Origin of the sequence: Microvirga splendida (assembly GCF_016427565.1) — a bacterium.
In the GTDB taxonomy this organism is placed as follows: domain Bacteria; phylum Pseudomonadota; class Alphaproteobacteria; order Rhizobiales; family Beijerinckiaceae; genus Microvirga; species Microvirga splendida.
Window position 1 is genome coordinate 88,514 of sequence record NZ_JAELXT010000012.1, and the last position, 16,841, is coordinate 105,354.

Consider the following 16,841-nt stretch of genomic DNA (forward strand, 5'->3'; position numbering starts at 1 on the left):
TCATGGACGCCACCGCCCTTCGCGCCCTCCAGGCGCCGCTGAAGGACCAGTACCGCAGCGATCCGAACGCCGCCGTCATCACCCTCAAGGCGCAAGGCACGCTCGACGACCAGCACATCGCCTGCAAGGTCGAGACCGGCCGCGCGCTTGCCGTCGCTGGCCTGCACCCGGCCACCGGCGGCTCCGGCGCGGAGCTGTGCTCCGGCGACATGCTGCTCGAAGCGCTCGTGGCCTGCGCGGGCGTGACGCTGAAGGCCGTTGCGACCGCCCTCGAAATCGACCTGCGCCACGGGGCTGTGAAGGCGGAAGGCGATCTCGATTTCCGCGGCACGCTCGGCGTCGACAAGGGCGCGCCCGTGGGCTTCAAGAACATCCGCCTGTCCTTCGAGGTGGACACGGATGCCCCACAGGAGAAGGTCGACCAACTGCTCAAGCTCACCGAGCGCTACTGCGTGGTGTTCCAGAGCCTCAACAACAAGCCGGAGTTGAGCGCGACGCTCACGCGCAAGTAATGCGGCCTGTCCTTGCTTGAGTGAAACCTTTCCGTCATGGCCGGGCTTGTCCCGGCCATCTCGATCAGAAGAGCGCTTCCCTCAATCGGGATCACCGGAACAAGGCCGGTGATGACGGGGTGGGTGCTGACATGGTGTCAGTTGCCCGCCACCAATGTGCGCGGCGCGCCGCTGATCGCAACGGCGGCGCCGTTGCGGATCTCCTGCACCGTCAAGGCGCGCTGGTTGGTGCCGTCAGGATTGAAGCGGAACACGCCGTCGGCTCCGGCAAAGCCCGCCGGATTGGTCAGCATCGCATCGCTGAAGCCCTGCACGCCCTGCATGCGCGCGAGCGCGGCCGCGAGCGTGACGGCATCGTAGGAGAGCGTCGCCAGGCGGATCGGATCGGCGCTGAAGCGCGCGCGGTAGCGTTCGGCGAAGGCCTCGAAGCCGCGGTTGTCGGGTGCTGCGAACCAGCCGCCCTGGAGGGCCGGCAGACCGAAGATGCGTGGCTCGTTCCACACGCCCGTGCCGAGGGGCTTGACCCGCGCAGGATCGAAACCCGCCATCTGCAGCGCCTGAGCGACCGCCGGCAGGCCTTCGCCGTTGTCGGGAATGAACAGCGCATCCGCCTGCGGGGCAGCACCGCCGATCACCCGTGACAGGCGCTGCACGCCCACCTGCGGCTGACCCGGTGGGTAGTATTCGAGCGCGACGATGCGCAGTCCCTGCCGGGCGGCCGCCTGCTGCAGCCGCGCCTCGGCCACGCGGCCATATTGCGTTTCCGGGATCAGGGCCGCGATGGAACGGCGGCCTTGGGAAGCCGCAAAGGCGACGATGCGGTCCACCTCCTCCTGCACGAGGAAGCTCAGGAGATACACGCCGCGGGTGGCGACGGCCGCATCGGACGAGAAGCCGATGAGGGATTTGCCCTGCGCGCGCGCCGCCTGCCCCGCCGCCTGGACGGAGCCGGCAAAGAGCGGGCCGACGATGAGCTCCGCCCCTTCCGCAAGGGCCTGCTGTGCGGCGGCCTGAGCCCCCTCCGGGGTGCCACGATCGTCCTTCACGAGCAATGTGATGTCCGAGCCCTGGAATTCGCCGACGGCCATCTCGGCGGCGTTGCGCATGCTCTGCGCCACCACGGCGCCCTGCCCGGCCGCGCTCATGGGCAGGATCAGGGCGACCTTGATGGGTCCGGTGCCGATGGTGGAGCCGCCGAGCGCTCCCGGCGAAGCAGCCTGCATCGGAGCGGCCTGCGGCGCGGCCCCGGCCGCATAGGCCGGCTCGACGGGAGCGGGCTGAGCCCGGCTCACGTTGCGCGGCGGCAAAAGGGTTTCGGACCCGACGCAACCCGACAGGGCCAGCGAACCGGCCACAACGAGCGCCCAGGCTGCACGGCCTGCGCAGACCTTGGCCTTACCAATCGATACGCGCGCCATCTCCACCCCCCTTGGAAATAGCCTCTGTCATGGAGGAAGCGTGGCAGCAAAAGGTAAACATTGTTTCCAATGCGGTGTATCGGGCCTGACGACCCGCTTCCGCTAGGCCCTCGCTTCATGCGAGAGTGCCGGCCTCATGACTCAGAGAATCGACAACCGGACCAGGCGGCGCGAACCCAATGAGCGGGTCGCCACCTTCACCGCCTTCGGCCTCGCCGCCGAGGCCAAGCCCCTTTCGCCCGGCCTCTATGTGGTCGCGACGCCCATCGGCAACCTGCAGGACGTGTCCTTCCGTGCGCTGAGCGTGCTCGCCGCCGCGGATGCGGTCCTGGCCGAGGACACGCGGGTGACGAAGACGCTGCTCGCCCATTACGGCATCACCACGCCGCTGGTGGCCTATCACGAGCATTCCAACGAGGCCGTGCGCGAGCGCATGGTCCACCGGGTCCGCGAGGGCCAGGCCCTGGCGCTGGTCTCGGACGCCGGCACGCCGCTGGTGTCGGACCCCGGCTACAAGCTCGTGCAGGCGGCGATCGAGGAAGGCTTGCCGGTCACCCCGATCCCCGGCCCGTCCGCCGTGCTCACGGCCCTCGTGGCCTCGGGCCTGCCCACGGACCGCTTCTTCTTCGAGGGCTTCCTGCCGGCGAAGAGCGGCGCACGGCGCGCGCGTCTGACGGAGATCGGCACCATTCCCGGCACGCTCATGCTCTTCGAGGGCCCGCACCGCCTGCCCGAGATGCTGGCCGATGCGGCGGACGTGCTCGGCGAGCGGCAGGCCGTGGTGGCGCGCGAGCTCACCAAGATGTTCGAAACCATCAGGCGCGGCACGCTCCCCGAACTCGCCCGGCAATTCGCCGAGGAAGGTCCGCCCAAGGGCGAGATCGTGGTGCTGATCGGCGAGGCCACGAAGGAGATGCATGCGGCGGAAGCCGACGCGGCCCTCGACGGCAGGCTGGAGGCGGCGCTCAAGAACCACTCGATCAAGGATGCGGCGGCCATCGTGGCGGCGGAGCTCGACATGCCCAAGCGCGAGGTCTATGCCCGCGCCCTGACGCTCGCCAAGAAGGGCGAATGAAGAGCGCCCTCGAACGACGCGAAGCGACCTTTCTGCGCGGACACCGCGCGGAATGGATCGCGCTGCTGCACTTGATCGCAAAGGGATACCGCCCGCTCGCCCGTCGCTATGCCGCCTCGGGCGGCGAGATCGACCTGATCGTGATGCGCGGCGACACCATCGCGTTCGTCGAGGTGAAGGCGCGTGCGCTCATGGACGATGCGCTCGCCGCGATCACCCCCGCCAAGCGCCGGCGCTTCTCCCGCGCGGCGCGGGCCTGGCTCTCACGCAACGGCTGGGCGGCGGACAAGACATGGCGTGCGGACGCGGTGTTCATCGCACCCAGGAAGTGGCCGCAGCACATCGTGTCGGCGTTTGAGCTGGAGATAAGTTAGGAAGACGTCTCTACTGTCATTCCGGGGCGCCAAAGGCGAGCCCGGAATCCATAACCGCTAGCGGTTCAGAAAGAAGCGTGACGCCGCTCACAAATCCTTGAGACGTCGTGTCTATGGATTCCGGGCTCTCGCTCCGCTCGCCCCGGAATGACAGCCAAGAGCATAAGCATCAACCCTTGGCCTTCTTCGGCGCGAACACCGTCACGGCCGAGGGGCGGATCGAAAAATGCGCCGGCGTCTGGGTGACGATCTCGCCGTCCGCATTGACGGGCCTGGGCTTGCGGGTGCGGATGTCGAATTCCTTGGCGCGCACGGCCCGCACCTCGCTCCAGGCGCCTTGCCGGCCCTGGCGGAACGAGCGTGCCATCAAGGCGAGTTTCCAAGCCCGCCTCAGCTCCAGGCTATAGAGATCGAGATGATGGTCGTCGATGGCGGCATCCTGCTCGACCGCATTGCCGCCGCCGTAGAAGCGCCCGTTGCCGACGGCGACCTGAAGCGTCCGGACGCGCGCCGCCTCGCTCTCGCTGTAGATGGTCGCCCGGAAGGGTTTTGCGTGCATCAGGACATTCAGGGCCACCATGGCGTAACCGAGACGGCCCCAGCGGCGCTTGATGTCGCGCGTCAGCTTCTGGGCCAGGTCCGCCGAAAGCCCGATGCTCGCCACGTTGAAGAAGGGCTCGCCGTTGACGATGCCGAGATCGATCTTGCGGGTGTGGCCGTCGGCGATGACCTGAGCGGCGCCGTCGAGATCGAAGGGCACATCGAGGGTGCGGGCCAGATCGTTGGCGGTGCCGAGCGGCAGGATGCCGAGCGGCAGCCCGGCCTCGATCACCCCGAAAGCCGCCGCGTTGAGCGTTCCGTCGCCTCCGCCGATGACGGCGCACTCCACATCCTTCGCATGCTTGACGATGAGGGGCGACAGGTCCTCCCGGCGCCCGCAATCCACATGAATCGGCTCGATGCCGTGGTCCTTCAGGCGCTCGATGGCGATTTCGCACTGGAGGGCGCCGCTGCGGCTCTTGGCATTGACGATCAGAAGGGCGCGGCGGGGCATGGACTCTCACATGGACAAGCCTGAGGGGATCTGCAAGGGGCCGGGCTCAAGCGGGGCTGTTGAATAACCCACCTCCCCGGATTTCGTTCACAGGGCCCGCGATGAAGAGTTGCCATCCTGCATTTTACGGCCAATAACCCTGCTTCCCCAAGGAGTCTTGCCAAGGAGGCTCGACGCATGACCCTCACCGTTGCGTTCCAGATGGATCACATCCGCAGCATCAAGATTGCGGGCGATACCGGCTTCGCGCTCCTGCTCGAGGCCCAGCGGCGAGGACACCGGGTCCTGCATTACACGCCCGACCGCCTGTCGCTGCGGGATGGGGCCGTGATCGCGATGGCGGAGCCCATCGAGGTGCGCGACCAGGAGGGCGACCACTTCACTCTGGGAACGCCCGAGCGAGTCGATCTCTCAGGCGTCGATGCGGTGCTCATGCGCCAGGATCCGCCGTTCGACCTGGCCTACATCACCGCCACGCATTTCCTGGAGCGCGTTCACCCCAAGACCCTCGTGGTCAATGATCCGACCCATGTGCGCAATGCGCCGGAGAAGATCTTCGTCACGCATTTCCCGCACCTGATGCCCCCGACCCTGATCTCCCGCGACAAGCAGGAAATCGAGGAGTTCCGGCGCGAGCATGGCGACGTGGTGATGAAGCCGCTCTACGGTCATGGCGGCGCGAGCGTGTTCAAGGTCGGGCGCGAAGATCCCAATTTCGGCTCGCTCTATGACCTCTTCGCCAACCTGTTCCGCGAGCCCTGGGTCATCCAGCGCTTCCTGCCCAAGATCACGGAAGGCGACAAGCGCATCATCCTCATCGACGGCGAGGCGGCGGGCGCCATCAACCGGGTGCCGGCGGCGAACGACATCCGCTCCAACATGGTGCGCGGCGGCGCGGCAAAGCCCACCGACCTGACGCCGCGCGAGCGCGAGATCTGCGAGACCATTGGGCCGGACCTCAAGCGCATGGGCCTCGTTCTCGTGGGCATCGACGTGATCGACGGCAACCTCACCGAGATCAACGTGACGGCCCCCACGGGCATCCGCGCCATCAAGCGCCTTGGCGGGCCGGATCTGGCGGTGACGGTGTGGGATGTGATCGAGAGCAAGGTGGGGCGATAAGCCCCTTTATGCACTCGACCGTCATGCCCGCACTTGTTGCGGGCATCCACGTCTTAACTTCATCAAGTCTCCCTCATCCTGAGGAGCCGCGGAGCGGCGTCTCGAAGGAGCCTCCAGAGAGCACTGGAACCTCCTTCGAGACGGCCACTGCGTGACCTCCTCAGGATGAGGCTTGAGAGCGCTTGAAACGCTCAAAGACGTGGATGGCCGGGACAAGCCCGGCATGACGGGTAGGCACGCTGCTTCAAGCCGCCAGTTCCGCAATCACCGCATTGAGCACCGGAAAGCCCTTCGGCGTCACCGCGAGGCGCGTGCCGTCGTGGCGGATCAGGCCTTCCTCCTCGAGGATTCTCAAGCCGCGCCGGTTGAGCGTCTTGCCGGTGAACGCCTCGAAACGGCGCGGGTCGACGCCTTCCTTCAGGCGCAGGCCCATGAGCAGGAACTCGTCGCCCTCGGCCTCGGAGGTCAGAACCTCCTCGTCGATCACGCCGTGGCCCTCGCGCTCGACCCGCTCCAGCCAGGTCTCCGGGTGCTTTTCGGTGGAGGTCGCCAGCCGTGCGTTGGCCGTGACCAGGCGCCCATGGGCGCCGGGTCCGATGCCGGCATATTCGCCGTAGCGCCAGTAGAGCAGGTTGTGCTGCGATTCCGCGCCGGGCTGGGCATGGTTCGAGATCTCGTAAGCGGGAAGGCCGTGCCTCTCGCAGGTTTCCTGCGTGATGTCGTAGAGCGCGCGGCCGGTCTCCTCGTCCGGCACCGTGATTTTTCCCGCATCGTAGAGACGCTGGAACCAGGTGCCGGGCTCGATGGTGAGCTGGTAGAGCGACAGGTGCTCGACCGCATGGGAGATGGCCTGCTCCAGCTCGGCCGCCCAGGCGCCTGGCGTCTGGCCGGGGCGGGCATAGATCAGGTCGAAGGAGTAGCGTTCGAAGATGGAGGCGGCGATCCTCACCGCGCCCAGGGCCTCGTCGACGGAATGCATGCGCCCGAGTCGCCTGAGATCGGGATCGTTGAGCGCCTGGACGCCGAGCGACACCCGGTTGATGCCCGCACCGCGATAGCCGCGGAAGCGCTCCGCCTCGACGCTGGTGGGGTTGGCCTCAAGCGTAACTTCGGCCTTGGCGTCGATGCCCCAGACGCCGCCAATGGCGTCGAGAATGGCGCCCACGGTCTGAGGCTTCATGAGCGAGGGCGTGCCGCCGCCGAAGAAGACGCTTGTCACGGTGCGCCCGGGAATGCGCGCGGCCGTGTGGGCGATCTCGCGTTTGAACGCCGCCAGAAACCGCTCCTGATCCACCGGCTGGTGGCGGACATGGCTGTTGAAGTCGCAATAGGGGCATTTGGAGGCGCAGAAAGGCCAATGGACATAGACGCCAAAGCCCACATCGCGCGTCGGGTGATCGATCATCGGGCGTATATGGCAGGTCCAGCGGCGAACGTCACGGGTGCCGGTGTCGCGTTGACCCTAAGATCCTCCTGTCATTCCCGGCCGGAGCGCAGCGGAGGGGAAGGGAATCCATGGCGCAGCGCGTGAGACTGGATCCCCTTCCCTCGCCTGCGGCTTGGCCTGAGGATGACACGTGGCGGGAGATCGAAAGATTTCTGAACCTCTTCACCCACAATGATGTTCACTCTATGAGCCATTCGATTCTGGCTTCCGCCGCACCGGAAGCCTAAGGTGGCCGGCAGAGAATTAGGAACCCATCATGCGGCATTGGCGCGGCCCGTCCGACCGGCAGGGCTATCACCACGGCAATCTGAAGGAGGCGCTGATCGAGGCGGCCCAGCGCTTCATTGCCGAGCGGGGAATCGGCGGGTTCACCCTTGCGGATGCAGCCAAGCTCGTGGGCGTGACGCCGGCGGCGCTCTACCGCCACTTCCGGGGCCGGGAGGCCCTGGTGGCCGAGGTGGCGTTCCGCGGCTACGACGAACTCGCCAAGCGCCTCGGCCGGGCCCTGCAGAGCGAGGGCACGGCGCTCGAGCGCTTCACCCGCATGGGCGAGGCCTATCTCGCCTTCGCCGAGCAGGAACCCGGCTTCTATGCCGCCATGTTCTCGGCCAAACCCGCCGAGAGCGAATCCTGCAGCCCGTTCTGGGCCAAGGCTGTGGAAAGCGGGGGCAAGCCCGCCGGCAACGCCTTCGACTTCCTGGTGAAGGCCCTCGCCGACACCTTCCCGGAGGGCTTCCAGACCGTCGACGCCCGCTTCATCGCCGTTGAGGTCTGGGCGCTCTCCCATGGCATTGCCACGCTCGACGCCGCCGGGCAGTTGCCCAAGGGACCGGGCCTGCCCGACAAGTACGAACTCCTGCGCGCGGGCGTCCTTGCCCTGGTCCATGGAGCCCTGAAGGGCAAATCGTAAGCTCCCTGTCGATTTTTGGAATCGATCTCTTGAAAGCGCCAAGATCGATCCGCATGTTAATGTTGTTAGCATTAACATAGGACCCTTTCGATGTCAGATTCTGCCTCCGCCGCCTGGAACGCGGGCCCGCATGCGGGGCCGTGGGAAAACCGGACCAACCGCCGCTGCGGGCGCAAGCCCGGCCGCGGTCTGGAGATCGCCGGCATCATTCTGGGCTTCATCTTCGTCTGGCCGCTCGCGCTGGCCTACCTGGTGTGGAAAATGTGTGGATATCCGAAATACGACGAGGCCAAGGCCTTCCTGAACCAGACCTTCGGCCGTGCCAAGGATGACCTCTTCCGCGGCCCGACCGGCTTCGGCGGCTTCGCCAGCACCGGCAATGCGGCTTTCGACGACTATCGCCGCAGCGAGCTGGAGCGTCTCGAGGAAGAGCGCCGCAAGCTCGACGAGGAGGCCCGCGACTTCCGCAACTTCGTCGAGGAGCTGAAGCGCGCCAAGGACCGCGAGGAGTTCGACGCCTACATGGCCAAGCGCCGCGGCAACGGCCCGACCAACGCCTAAAGCAGCAAGAGCGCCCTTCGGGGCGCTCTTTTCTTTTTCGATGACACGTTCTTCGTCATGGCCGGGCTTGTCCCGGCCATGACGATAAGCGTATCACACCCTGTGCAGACACCCGGCCGCAAGCTTCACGAAAGCCCGCGCGCGGTGGGAGAGACCCGAGGGCTGGGGCTTCGACCAGTCGATGCCGTGCTTCTCGTCCGAGGAGATCTCGCCGAAGGTCTCGGCGAAGCCGTCCGGCTGGAACATGGGGTCGTAGCCAAAGCCCTTGTCGCCGCGCGGCGGCCAGACCACCTGGCCGAAGACGCGGCCCTCGAACAGCTCCTCGTGCCCGTCCGGCCAGGCGATGACCAGGGCGGAGACGAAATGCGCCCGCCGGTCGGGGGCCTCGCGCTTCTCCAGCTCGCGCATGACCCGCTCCATGGCGGCATAGAAATCCTTGTTCGGGCCGGCCCAGTCGGCTGTGAACAGGCCTGGCGCGCCGTCGAGCGCATCGACGCAGAGCCCCGAATCGTCGGAGAGCGCCGGCAGGCCCGTGGCCTTGGCGGCCGCATGGGCCTTGATGGCGGCGTTCTCGGCGAACATGTGGCCGGTCTCGTCCGGCACGGGCAGGCCGAGCGCGCCCGCCGACACGGCCTCGATGCCGAAAGGGGCGAGCAGCTCCTGCATCTCGCGCAGCTTGCCCGCATTGTGGGTGGCGATGACGACCCTGCCGGTGAGAGCGCGATGCAGGCTCATGCCACAGCCTTCTTCTGCAGGTCCACGAGCTGCGCCACGCCGGCCTTGGCGAGGCGGAGCAGGTTCAGGAATTCGTCCTCGGTGAAGGGCTTGCCCTCGGCCGTACCCTGCACCTCGACGATGCCGCCGGAGCCCGTGATCACGAAATTCGAATCCGTCTCGGCGGCCGAGTCCTCCGCGTAGTCGAGGTCGAGCACCGGGGTGCCCTTGTAGATGCCGCAGGAGATGGCGGCGACGGGCTCGCGCAGGGGATTGATCGAAATGATCGAGCGGCTCTGCATCCAGGTGAAGCACTCGTGCAGGGCCACCCAGGCGCCCGTGATGGAGGCCGTGCGCGTGCCGCCGTCGGCCTGGATCACGTCGCAATCGACCACGATCTGCCGCTCGCCGATGGCCGGCAGGTTGACCACGGCGCGCAAGCTCCGGCCGATGAGGCGCTGGATTTCCTGGGTGCGGCCCGACGGCTTGCCGGAATTGACCTCGCGCCGGGTGCGCTCGTGGGTGGCGCGCGGCAGCATGGAATATTCCGCCGTCACCCAGCCCTTGCCCGTGCCGCGCAGCCACGGCGGGCCCTTCTCCTCCAGCGAGGCCGTGCAGATCACCTTCGTGTTACCGAACGAGACGAGGCAGGAGCCTTCCGCATAGCGCGCGACCCCGCGCTCCAGGGTGACGGGCCGCATTTCGTCGGGGGCACGGTTGGATGGGCGCATGTCGTTGTCTCCTAAGGTTTTGATGCTCATAGAGGCCCTGGACCGCAACGGCAAGGCGGGCCGGGCCCGAACCATCGCCCTCTCCGGGCATTAGCGAGGCGGGAGGAAGCCGATATGTTCTTTCAAGGCTGGTTCGGGTTGTGGCGCGTTCTCGTGGTCGGCACGCTGGCTTACATCGCCCTCGTCATCCTTCTGCGGATCTCGGGCAAGCGGACACTCGCCAAGTTCAACGCCTTCGACTTCGTGGTCACGGTCGCGATCGGCTCGACCCTGGCCACCATCCTTCTCAGCAATTCCGTCGCCCTGGCCGAGGGGATCCTGGCCCTCGCGCTGCTGATCGGCCTGCAATATGCGATCTCCTGGCTGTCGGTTCGCTCCGAGCGGTTCCAGGAACTCATCAAGTCCGAGCCGACCCTGCTCGTCCATCGCGGCCGGTTTCTGGAAAGCGCGCTCCAGTCGCAGCGCCTCTCCCGTGAGGAGGTGCTGGCTGCCGTGCGCGCCGACGGGCATGCGCGGCTCGAGGACGTGGGAGCGATCGTTCTGGAGACCGACGGCACGATCAGCATCATCACGGGGAACGATCCGCAACCCTCCGACGCGGCCCTCAAGACGGTTCAGGGCTTCGGGCGCACTTGCCTTCACGCTCAAGCATCGTCACATAATGACGATGCCACAGGAAAACCCCTCGACGCCTCATGACCTCCGATGCATGTGCCAGGTTATTCTGCCCTCATGAATGATCCCCGCGCCATCGCGGAGCTGAACGACCGTTCCCGCGAGATCTTCCGCCAGATCGTCGAGAGCTACCTGATCACAGGCGAGCCGGTGGGCTCGCGCCACCTGTCGCGCATCCTGCCGATGCCCCTCTCGCCGGCCTCGATCCGCAACGTGATGGCGGACCTGGAAGCAGCGGGCCTGATCTTCGCTCCCCATACCAGCGCCGGGCGCCTGCCGACCGAGACGGGCCTGCGCTTCTTCGTCGATGCCATGATGGAGATCGGCGATGTCACCTCCGACGAGCGCGCGCGCATCGAGGCGCAGATGCGGGCCGCTGCCTCGGGTCACACCATGGAGACGGCGCTGGCCGAGGCCTCGGCCCTGCTCTCCGGCGTCTCGCGCGGCGCGGGCGTGGTGGTGACCTCCAAGTCCAATGCGCGGCTCAAGCACATCGAATTCGTGCGCCTCGACCCGACCCGCGCCCTGGTGGTGCTGGTCTCCGAGGACGGATCGGTGGAAAACCGCCTCCTCGACCTGCCCGCGGGCCTTCCCGCCGGGGCCCTCGTGGAGGCCGGCAATTTTCTGAACGCCCGCATCCAGGGCAAGACGCTCGGCGACATCAAGCGCGAGATCCAGGCCCGCCGCAGCGACATGGAGCGCGACCTCGATACGCTGACCGCCCGGCTGGTGGAAGCGGGGCTCGCCACCACGGTGGGGCCGGCGGAATCCCGCCAGCTCATCGTGCGCGGCCAGGCCAATCTGCTGGACGACCTGAAGGCGGCGGAAGACCTCGAGCGCATCCGCCTGCTCTTCTCCGATCTCGAAACGCAGACCGACGTGATCGACCTCCTGAGCCGCGCCGAGGGCGGCGAAGGGGTGCGCATCTTCATCGGCTCGGAGAACAAGCTGTTCTCGCTCTCAGGCTCCTCGATGATCGCCGCCCCGTTCCGGGACGGCAGCCAGAAGATCGTCGGCGTTCTCGGCGTCATCGGCCCGACGCGGCTCAACTATGCCCGCATCGTCCCGATGGTGGACTACACGGCCAAGGTGATCTCGCGCATTCTGGAGAAGGGGCGTTAGGAGCCCCGTCCATCGCCTCGATCACGGCTTCGACGGAAGCGGATCCGGCACCTTGTTCTTCACTGGGGGAACCTGGCGAAGATAGGCGAAGACCGCCTTCAGGTCGTCGTCCGTCATGTTGGCGTAGGCCGGCCAGGGCATTGGCGGCAGGATCTGCCGGCCCTGGCCCTGGTGACGGCCCGTGCGGATGGTCTGGATGAACTGCTGCTCGGTGAAATCCCGCAGCACGCCGGTTTCAGGATCCGACGTGAGATTGGCCGAGAAGCTGACGCCCCAGGGGCCGGACCAGGCTGTCGAGGTCGGATTCATGGCGCCATTCCAAGGTGCCGAGAGGGTGGCCGGTGCGGAGATCGCCAGATCCTGCGGGTGACCCGACAAGGCCCGTTTCATGTCGGGCTCCGGACCGGCAGAGCCCATCATCCAGGGCGTATGGCAATCGTGGCAGCCCGCAATCGACACCAGGTACTCGCCGCGCTTCACCTGCGCGCCTGCGGCGCTGTCCTGAGCGGGCGCCGGAATGGGCGCCAGCAAGGCGATCGTCACCATCAACGGTAGGGCGCGGTGCATATTCATCTCCCTTCATGTGCAGAGGCTTGTTGGATGGAAGCGCCTTTCTCGGCGATCCAGCGCTCGAGCAGACGCACGGCCTCATCGTCGATCAGCTCGGTTCCGAGCGGCGGCATCTGCAAGGCAGGGTAGCGGGAGGAGATCCGCTGCATCACACCGCTGCGGTCGGGATGCCCCGGATCCACGCGCAGCACGGCATCCGGCGATTGCCCGGGTGCCGGTTTCCTCACGGGCTGGCCAACGGTGCTCGCAAGCGCGGGCTCGTTCGAGGTTTCAGCATTGTGGCGCAGGAACAGCGCGATGCTCTGCAACGAGCCGCGCTCGTTGTGGCAATGGCCGCAATTGGCGTGCATGTAGCCGAGAGCGGCGCGCTCCGTTGCCGTTGCCGCCGCGATCCGAGGTGGCGCATCGAGCAGGGCCTTGGGTAGGCCGACCAGCAAGCCTCTGTCGACAAGATACCTGAGGTCCACATCCGGTGCGGGTCGAAGCTCCGCATGCGGAGCGCCGGGATCGCGCTCCGGCGACAGTTGCAGGGTGCCGAAGCCCAGAACCTCGGACGGGCCGCCCTGGTGGCAGGCCTTGCAGTCGGCGACGCCCGGAATCACATGCGAGCGTCCGCCGGCGAGCGGATAGGCGCCACGCTTGCCGCGCGGTGACACCAGTTGCGCCTCGCGGCCATCCGCGCTCCAGGCATAGGCAGCGTAGAGCCACTGCCCATCGGCTTTGCGCTCGAGATAGCGCGTCTCGACCCGCTGACCATTGAAGGAAAACTCCTTCCAGAAGCGCGTGCCCACCGGGAAGACCCACGCCTCCGGATCGGAACCGTCGATGGCCGTGCCCGGCGGCAGCGAGATCCAGCGGCGCTTGGCGGCGCCGTCGCTCCACAGGGGATATTGGGGCGCGAAGGCAAGATGCGCGGGATCGACCTGCAGCGTATCCGGATCGGCATAGAGGCCGGTTTCCTGGAGCGTCGACGGCGGAATCGCCGTTGCGGGCTGCGGAATCGCCGGCACGTTGGTGAACAGGACGAAAGACAGAACCAGCATCGTACCGATGACGGCCGAGCAACGGCCCTGAACGGACCGCAACAGCGGGGTGGTGACAATCACCTTGGCCATGCACGTCTTCCTTCTTGCAGGATGAACGCATGCCGATGAATACGCCTGTCTTTCCAAGACCGCGGTGATCCTACGCACCTGCGCGTCGTACTCCTAAAACTCTTCTGGGGTGGCCCTTCGGACGGCTCTCGTCTCGAAAGGGATCAGGGGTTCGGGCCGAGGCGGTCCGCCTTGGGCCGGAACAGCGCATAGAGCAGGAGGATCCCCGCCAGCATGCCGCCCGCGAGCGCCGGTGCGCGCCAGTCGCCGGTGGTGACGCGCACGATCACGAGACCCGCGCAGACGAGGCAGCCGAGGATCGGCAGGAAGACAGGGATCTCGAAGCGTCCGTGCGGCTCTCCTTGCCGGTTCTTCAGCAGCACCAGCGCTCCGTTCATGAGCGCGAAGACGAGGAGCAGAAGCAGCACGGTGGCGGCCGCGAGTTGGCCGATGGTGCCGATGAGGGCGAGCGGAGTCACGACGACGAACAACGCGATGATCGCCAGATGCGGCGTGCGCCGGGTGGCATGGACCCGGCCGAGCCAGGAGGGCAGCAGGCCCTGGTGCGACATGCCATAGGCCAGCCGCGAGGCGGTCACGTAATTGACGAGCGCCGTATTGGCCACGGCGAACAGGGTGATGGCCGTGTAGACGATGGGCGGCAGCCAGGGAGCCGCCCGCTCCATCACGGCCGTCAGCGGACCCGGCGCCGCCGCGAGCTCGCGCCAGGGCAGCACCGAGACGGCCGTGATGGCCACGGCCACGTAGATCACGGCCGCCATCGCCATGGCGGCGATCAACCCGATGGGAATGGTGCGCTGCGGATCGCGGCACTCCTCGGCCACGTTGATCGTGTCCTCGAAGCCGATGAAGGCGAAGAAGGTGAGCACCGCCCCCTGGAGCACGAGGAGCATCATCACGTCGCTCGCCGCCTCTCCGGGGGGCGGCGTCTCGAACAGGTCGACGCTGCCCCAGTAGCTGATACCCACCGCCACCACGAGCAGCAGCCCGCCCGCTTCGATGCAGGTGCAGAGCACGTTGACCCACATGGATTCCCGGATTCCGCGCAGCACCAGCCCGGTGAGCAGCAGCAGAAAGCCCACCGCCAGCCATGTCGCCATGGACTCGCCGCCGCCCGTGAGCGTGGCGAGATTGGCCGCGAAGACGCGTGACTGGGTGGCCACCGAGGTGAGCGACGAACAGGCCACCGCCAGGCCCACCACGAAGCCGATGAGTGGCGAACGGTAGGCCCGCTCCGAGATGTAGGCCGCTCCTCCTGCCCGCGGATAGCGCGAGCCGAGCGAGGCGTAGGAGAGCGCCGTCAGCAGAGCCACCACCAGGGCCACCAGAAAGGCGAGCCAGACCGCATTCCCCACCTGCCCAGCCGCCTGCCCGATGAGGCCGTAGACCCCGGAGCCCAGCATGCTGCCCAGACCGTAGAGCGCCATCTGGAAAGGGCCGATGGTCCGGTGAAGCTCGGGGCGGCTGCCGGCGCCGGCATCCTGCGGAGCATCTGAGAGGGCCGAACTTCCTGCCATCGCCGCCTCGGGAGCATGATGTGTGAGCCACAGAATAGCGCACAGGAGCAGGATTTCGAACCTATCCGGCTCCCTGCATGCGCCTGGAACATGCCCTGATCCCGGGTGGAAAGGTTGCAATACAGGATCATGCTGTTAAGGAGGGGCATGGTTCATGACAGCTTCCCCGCGAAGACCTTCACGATGACCCCGCCGTAGCGCGGCGCATCGGCGCCTTGCCGCGCTCCCGAACCTGTTTGCCAATTTTCAGCGCCCACGGCCGCTCCTGCCCTACGGCAAGGCTTTTTGCCCGCGGCCCAGCATGCCCTCGCCAGCAGGGCTCACGAGACTTTTGACATGACGCATCTCTCCCGCCTCAAGTCCGAGTGGTTTCCCAACGTGCCCCGCGATCTTCTCGCCGGCACCGTGGTGGCGCTCGCCCTGATCCCGGAGGCCATCGCCTTCTCGATCATCGCCGGCGTCGACCCGAAGGTCGGCCTCTACGCCTCCTTCTGCATCGCCGTCGTCACCGCCATCGCGGGCGGGCGCCCCGGCATGATCTCCGCCGCCACCGGGGCCATGGCCCTCGTCATGGTCACGCTCGTGAAGGAGCACGGCCTGCAATACCTGCTCGCCGCCACGCTTCTGACCGGCGCGCTTCAGATCGTGGCCGGCCTCCTGCGGCTCGGCGACCTGATGCGCTTCGTCTCCCGCTCGGTGGTGACGGGCTTCGTCAACGCGCTCGCCATCCTGATCTTCATGGCGCAGCTGCCTGAGTTCGTGGGTCAGGGACCCCTCATGTACGGCATGGTCGCGGCAGGCCTCGCCATCATCTACCTCCTGCCTATGGTGACGAAGGTCGTCCCCTCCGCGCTCGTCACCATCGTGCTGCTGACGGTGGTGTCGATCTGGTTCGGCTTCGACCTGCGCACCGTCGGCGACATGGGCCAGCTGCCGAGCGACCTGCCGGCGTTCGCCCTGCCAGACGTGCCGCTGACCCTGGAAACCCTGCAGATCATCCTGCCCTACTCGCTCACGCTTACCATGGTGGGCCTGCTCGAATCCCTCATGACCGCGGCCATCCTGGACGAGATGACGGATACGGACAGCTCCAAGAACCGGGAATGCGGCGGTCAGGGCCTTGCCAACATCGTGGCCGGCCTGTTCGGCGGCATGGCGGGCTGCGCCATGATCGGCCAGTCGGTGATCAACGTCTCGTCCGGTGGGCGCGGGCGGCTCTCAACCCTCTGGGCCGGCGCCTTCCTGCTCTTCCTCATCCTCGTCCTCGACGACTGGGTGCGCCAGATCCCCATGGCGGCCCTGGTGGCGGTGATGATCATGGTGTCGATCAACACCTTCCAGTGGGGCTCGATCCTGACCATGCGCCTCTACCCGAAGAGCTCCAGCATCGTCATGCTGGCCACCGTCGCGGTGGTGGTGTTCACCCATGACCTCGCCAAGGGCGTGCTGGTAGGCGTGATCCTCAGCGGCATCTTCTTTGCCCGCAAGGTCGCCAAGTTCTTCACCGTCACCTCGGAGCGCGAGGGCGACGTGCGGACCTACCGGGTGAACGGCGAGATCTTCTTCGCCACGGCCGAGGCCTTCCACAGCGCCTTCGACTTCCGTGAGGAGGATCTGAAACAGGTGGTCATCGATGTCCGCAGCTCCCATTTCTGGGACATCACCGGCATCAATGCCCTGGACCGGGTGGTCCTGAAGTTCCGCCATCACGATATTCCGGTGGAGATCGTGGGCCTCAACCAGGCGAGCGCCACCCTGGTCGACAAGCTGGGCACCCACCAGAAGGAGGGGGCCAGCCTCTCGGTTGGGCACTGAGGGCGTTTGGGACCCTGGAAAGCGGCCACGCGACACCGCCTTCCCTTGGCATAAGGGGGCCGGGCTGCTATTGCCCGGCCAACAGGGTTTCACACCCGCCAGAGTTTAC

The 16,841-nt window shown here is 66.8% G+C and carries 17 protein-coding genes; 9 read left to right on the forward strand and 8 right to left on the reverse strand.

The features are described from left to right. Positions 1-2: 2 nt before the first annotated feature. Complete coding sequence (locus JAO75_RS13380) at positions 3-512, forward strand: OsmC family protein (protein WP_199049639.1); 510 nt, start codon at positions 3-5, stop codon at positions 510-512. A 137-nt stretch (positions 513-649) separates the two neighbouring features. On the opposite strand, the gene JAO75_RS13385 is transcribed toward JAO75_RS13380, so the two are convergent. After that, on the reverse strand, positions 650-1,930 hold the full coding sequence (locus JAO75_RS13385; protein ID WP_199049640.1) for a penicillin-binding protein activator: 1,281 nt from the start codon (positions 1,928-1,930) through the stop codon (positions 650-652). 136 nt (positions 1,931-2,066) lie between these two features. Here JAO75_RS13385 and rsmI point away from each other — a divergent pair, with 136 nt between their 5' ends. Both rsmI and JAO75_RS13395 read left to right on the forward strand, forming a co-directional pair. Continuing rightward, entirely contained in the window at positions 2,067-3,005 is a 939-nt protein-coding gene (rsmI, locus tag JAO75_RS13390; protein ID WP_199049641.1) for a 16S rRNA (cytidine(1402)-2'-O)-methyltransferase, read from the forward strand. Beyond that, a complete protein-coding gene (locus JAO75_RS13395; protein ID WP_199049642.1) occupies positions 3,002-3,379 on the forward strand; it encodes a YraN family protein in 378 nt (125 codons plus the stop codon). The genes rsmI and JAO75_RS13395 overlap by 4 nt, the downstream gene beginning before the upstream one ends. 169 nt (positions 3,380-3,548) lie before the next feature. Here the strand turns inward: JAO75_RS13395 and JAO75_RS13400 are convergent, their stop codons facing one another. After that, positions 3,549-4,433, reverse strand: coding sequence for a lipid kinase (locus JAO75_RS13400; protein WP_199049643.1), 885 nt, complete (start codon positions 4,431-4,433; stop codon positions 3,549-3,551). A gap of 177 nt (positions 4,434-4,610) precedes the next feature. Between JAO75_RS13400 and gshB the strand changes: the two genes are divergently transcribed. Further along, positions 4,611-5,555, forward strand: coding sequence for a glutathione synthase (gshB, locus tag JAO75_RS13405; protein WP_199049644.1), 945 nt, complete (start codon positions 4,611-4,613; stop codon positions 5,553-5,555). A 244-nt stretch (positions 5,556-5,799) separates the two neighbouring features. Here gshB and hemW read toward each other — a convergent pair whose 3' ends face one another. Continuing rightward, entirely contained in the window at positions 5,800-6,960 is a 1,161-nt protein-coding gene (gene hemW / locus JAO75_RS13410) for a radical SAM family heme chaperone HemW (RefSeq protein WP_199049645.1), read from the reverse strand. Between the two features lie 298 nt (positions 6,961-7,258). Between hemW and JAO75_RS13415 the strand changes: the two genes are divergently transcribed. Beyond that, positions 7,259-7,912, forward strand: a complete 654-nt coding sequence (locus tag JAO75_RS13415; RefSeq protein WP_199049646.1) for a TetR/AcrR family transcriptional regulator — start codon at positions 7,259-7,261, stop codon at positions 7,910-7,912. Between the two features lie 90 nt (positions 7,913-8,002). Continuing rightward, a complete protein-coding gene (locus tag JAO75_RS13420; protein ID WP_199049647.1) occupies positions 8,003-8,473 on the forward strand; it encodes a DUF2852 domain-containing protein in 471 nt (156 codons plus the stop codon). Positions 8,474-8,566: 93 nt separating this feature from the next. Here the strand turns inward: JAO75_RS13420 and rdgB are convergent, their stop codons facing one another. Continuing rightward, the gene (gene rdgB / locus JAO75_RS13425) at positions 8,567-9,208 is read right to left on the reverse strand and encodes an RdgB/HAM1 family non-canonical purine NTP pyrophosphatase (RefSeq protein WP_199049648.1); all 642 of its coding nucleotides are present in this window, start codon (positions 9,206-9,208) and stop codon (positions 8,567-8,569) included. Beyond that, positions 9,205-9,918, reverse strand: coding sequence for a ribonuclease PH (gene rph, locus JAO75_RS13430; RefSeq protein WP_199049649.1), 714 nt, complete (start codon positions 9,916-9,918; stop codon positions 9,205-9,207). Before rph ends, rdgB begins: the two co-directional genes overlap by 4 nt. Positions 9,919-10,032: 114 nt before the next feature. Here rph and JAO75_RS13435 point away from each other — a divergent pair, with 114 nt between their 5' ends. After that, positions 10,033-10,617, forward strand: coding sequence for a DUF421 domain-containing protein (locus JAO75_RS13435; protein ID WP_199049650.1), 585 nt, complete (start codon positions 10,033-10,035; stop codon positions 10,615-10,617). A gap of 33 nt (positions 10,618-10,650) precedes the next feature. Beyond that, positions 10,651-11,715, forward strand: a complete 1,065-nt coding sequence (hrcA, locus tag JAO75_RS13440; RefSeq protein WP_246742489.1) for a heat-inducible transcriptional repressor HrcA — start codon at positions 10,651-10,653, stop codon at positions 11,713-11,715. Positions 11,716-11,736: 21 nt separating this feature from the next. Here the strand turns inward: hrcA and JAO75_RS13445 are convergent, their stop codons facing one another. The 3 genes from JAO75_RS13445 to JAO75_RS13455 all read right to left on the reverse strand — a co-directional run bounded on the left by JAO75_RS13445 (position 11,737) and on the right by JAO75_RS13455 (position 14,917). After that, positions 11,737-12,282 carry a c-type cytochrome gene (locus JAO75_RS13445; protein ID WP_199049652.1) on the reverse strand — a complete coding sequence of 182 codons (546 nt, stop codon included), beginning with the start codon at positions 12,280-12,282 and terminating at the stop codon, positions 11,737-11,739. Between the two features lie 2 nt (positions 12,283-12,284). Further along, a complete protein-coding gene (locus tag JAO75_RS13450) occupies positions 12,285-13,400 on the reverse strand; it encodes a hypothetical protein (protein WP_199049653.1) in 1,116 nt (371 codons plus the stop codon). A gap of 143 nt (positions 13,401-13,543) precedes the next feature. Continuing rightward, complete coding sequence (locus JAO75_RS13455) at positions 13,544-14,917, reverse strand: APC family permease (protein ID WP_199049654.1); 1,374 nt, start codon at positions 14,915-14,917, stop codon at positions 13,544-13,546. 336 nt (positions 14,918-15,253) lie between these two features. Between JAO75_RS13455 and JAO75_RS13460 the strand changes: the two genes are divergently transcribed. Next, positions 15,254-16,732, forward strand: coding sequence for a SulP family inorganic anion transporter (locus JAO75_RS13460; protein ID WP_199049655.1), 1,479 nt, complete (start codon positions 15,254-15,256; stop codon positions 16,730-16,732). Positions 16,733-16,841: the final 109 nt, after the last annotated feature.

What these genes read in the sequence shown, in the direction of transcription:
- JAO75_RS13380 (WP_199049639.1), top strand. Translation starts at nt 3, where the DNA reads ATGGACGCCACCGCCCTTCGCGCCCTCCAGGCGCCGCTGAAGGACCAG.
- JAO75_RS13455 (WP_199049654.1), bottom strand. Translation starts at nt 14,917, where the DNA reads ATGGCAGGAAGTTCGGCCCTCTCAGATGCTCCGCAGGATGCCGGCGCC.
- JAO75_RS13385 (WP_199049640.1), bottom strand. Translation starts at nt 1,930, where the DNA reads ATGGCGCGCGTATCGATTGGTAAGGCCAAGGTCTGCGCAGGCCGTGCA.
- JAO75_RS13400 (WP_199049643.1), bottom strand. Translation starts at nt 4,433, where the DNA reads ATGCCCCGCCGCGCCCTTCTGATCGTCAATGCCAAGAGCCGCAGCGGC.
- gshB (WP_199049644.1), top strand. Translation starts at nt 4,611, where the DNA reads ATGACCCTCACCGTTGCGTTCCAGATGGATCACATCCGCAGCATCAAG.
- rsmI (WP_199049641.1), top strand. Translation starts at nt 2,067, where the DNA reads ATGACTCAGAGAATCGACAACCGGACCAGGCGGCGCGAACCCAATGAG.
- JAO75_RS13395 (WP_199049642.1), top strand. Translation starts at nt 3,002, where the DNA reads ATGAAGAGCGCCCTCGAACGACGCGAAGCGACCTTTCTGCGCGGACAC.
- JAO75_RS13415 (WP_199049646.1), top strand. Translation starts at nt 7,259, where the DNA reads ATGCGGCATTGGCGCGGCCCGTCCGACCGGCAGGGCTATCACCACGGC.
- JAO75_RS13420 (WP_199049647.1), top strand. Translation starts at nt 8,003, where the DNA reads ATGTCAGATTCTGCCTCCGCCGCCTGGAACGCGGGCCCGCATGCGGGG.
- JAO75_RS13445 (WP_199049652.1), bottom strand. Translation starts at nt 12,282, where the DNA reads ATGCACCGCGCCCTACCGTTGATGGTGACGATCGCCTTGCTGGCGCCC.
- rph (WP_199049649.1), bottom strand. Translation starts at nt 9,918, where the DNA reads ATGCGCCCATCCAACCGTGCCCCCGACGAAATGCGGCCCGTCACCCTG.
- hrcA (WP_246742489.1), top strand. Translation starts at nt 10,651, where the DNA reads ATGAATGATCCCCGCGCCATCGCGGAGCTGAACGACCGTTCCCGCGAG.
- JAO75_RS13460 (WP_199049655.1), top strand. Translation starts at nt 15,254, where the DNA reads ATGACGCATCTCTCCCGCCTCAAGTCCGAGTGGTTTCCCAACGTGCCC.
- rdgB (WP_199049648.1), bottom strand. Translation starts at nt 9,208, where the DNA reads ATGAGCCTGCATCGCGCTCTCACCGGCAGGGTCGTCATCGCCACCCAC.
- JAO75_RS13435 (WP_199049650.1), top strand. Translation starts at nt 10,033, where the DNA reads ATGTTCTTTCAAGGCTGGTTCGGGTTGTGGCGCGTTCTCGTGGTCGGC.
- JAO75_RS13450 (WP_199049653.1), bottom strand. Translation starts at nt 13,400, where the DNA reads ATGGCCAAGGTGATTGTCACCACCCCGCTGTTGCGGTCCGTTCAGGGC.
- hemW (WP_199049645.1), bottom strand. Translation starts at nt 6,960, where the DNA reads ATGATCGATCACCCGACGCGCGATGTGGGCTTTGGCGTCTATGTCCAT.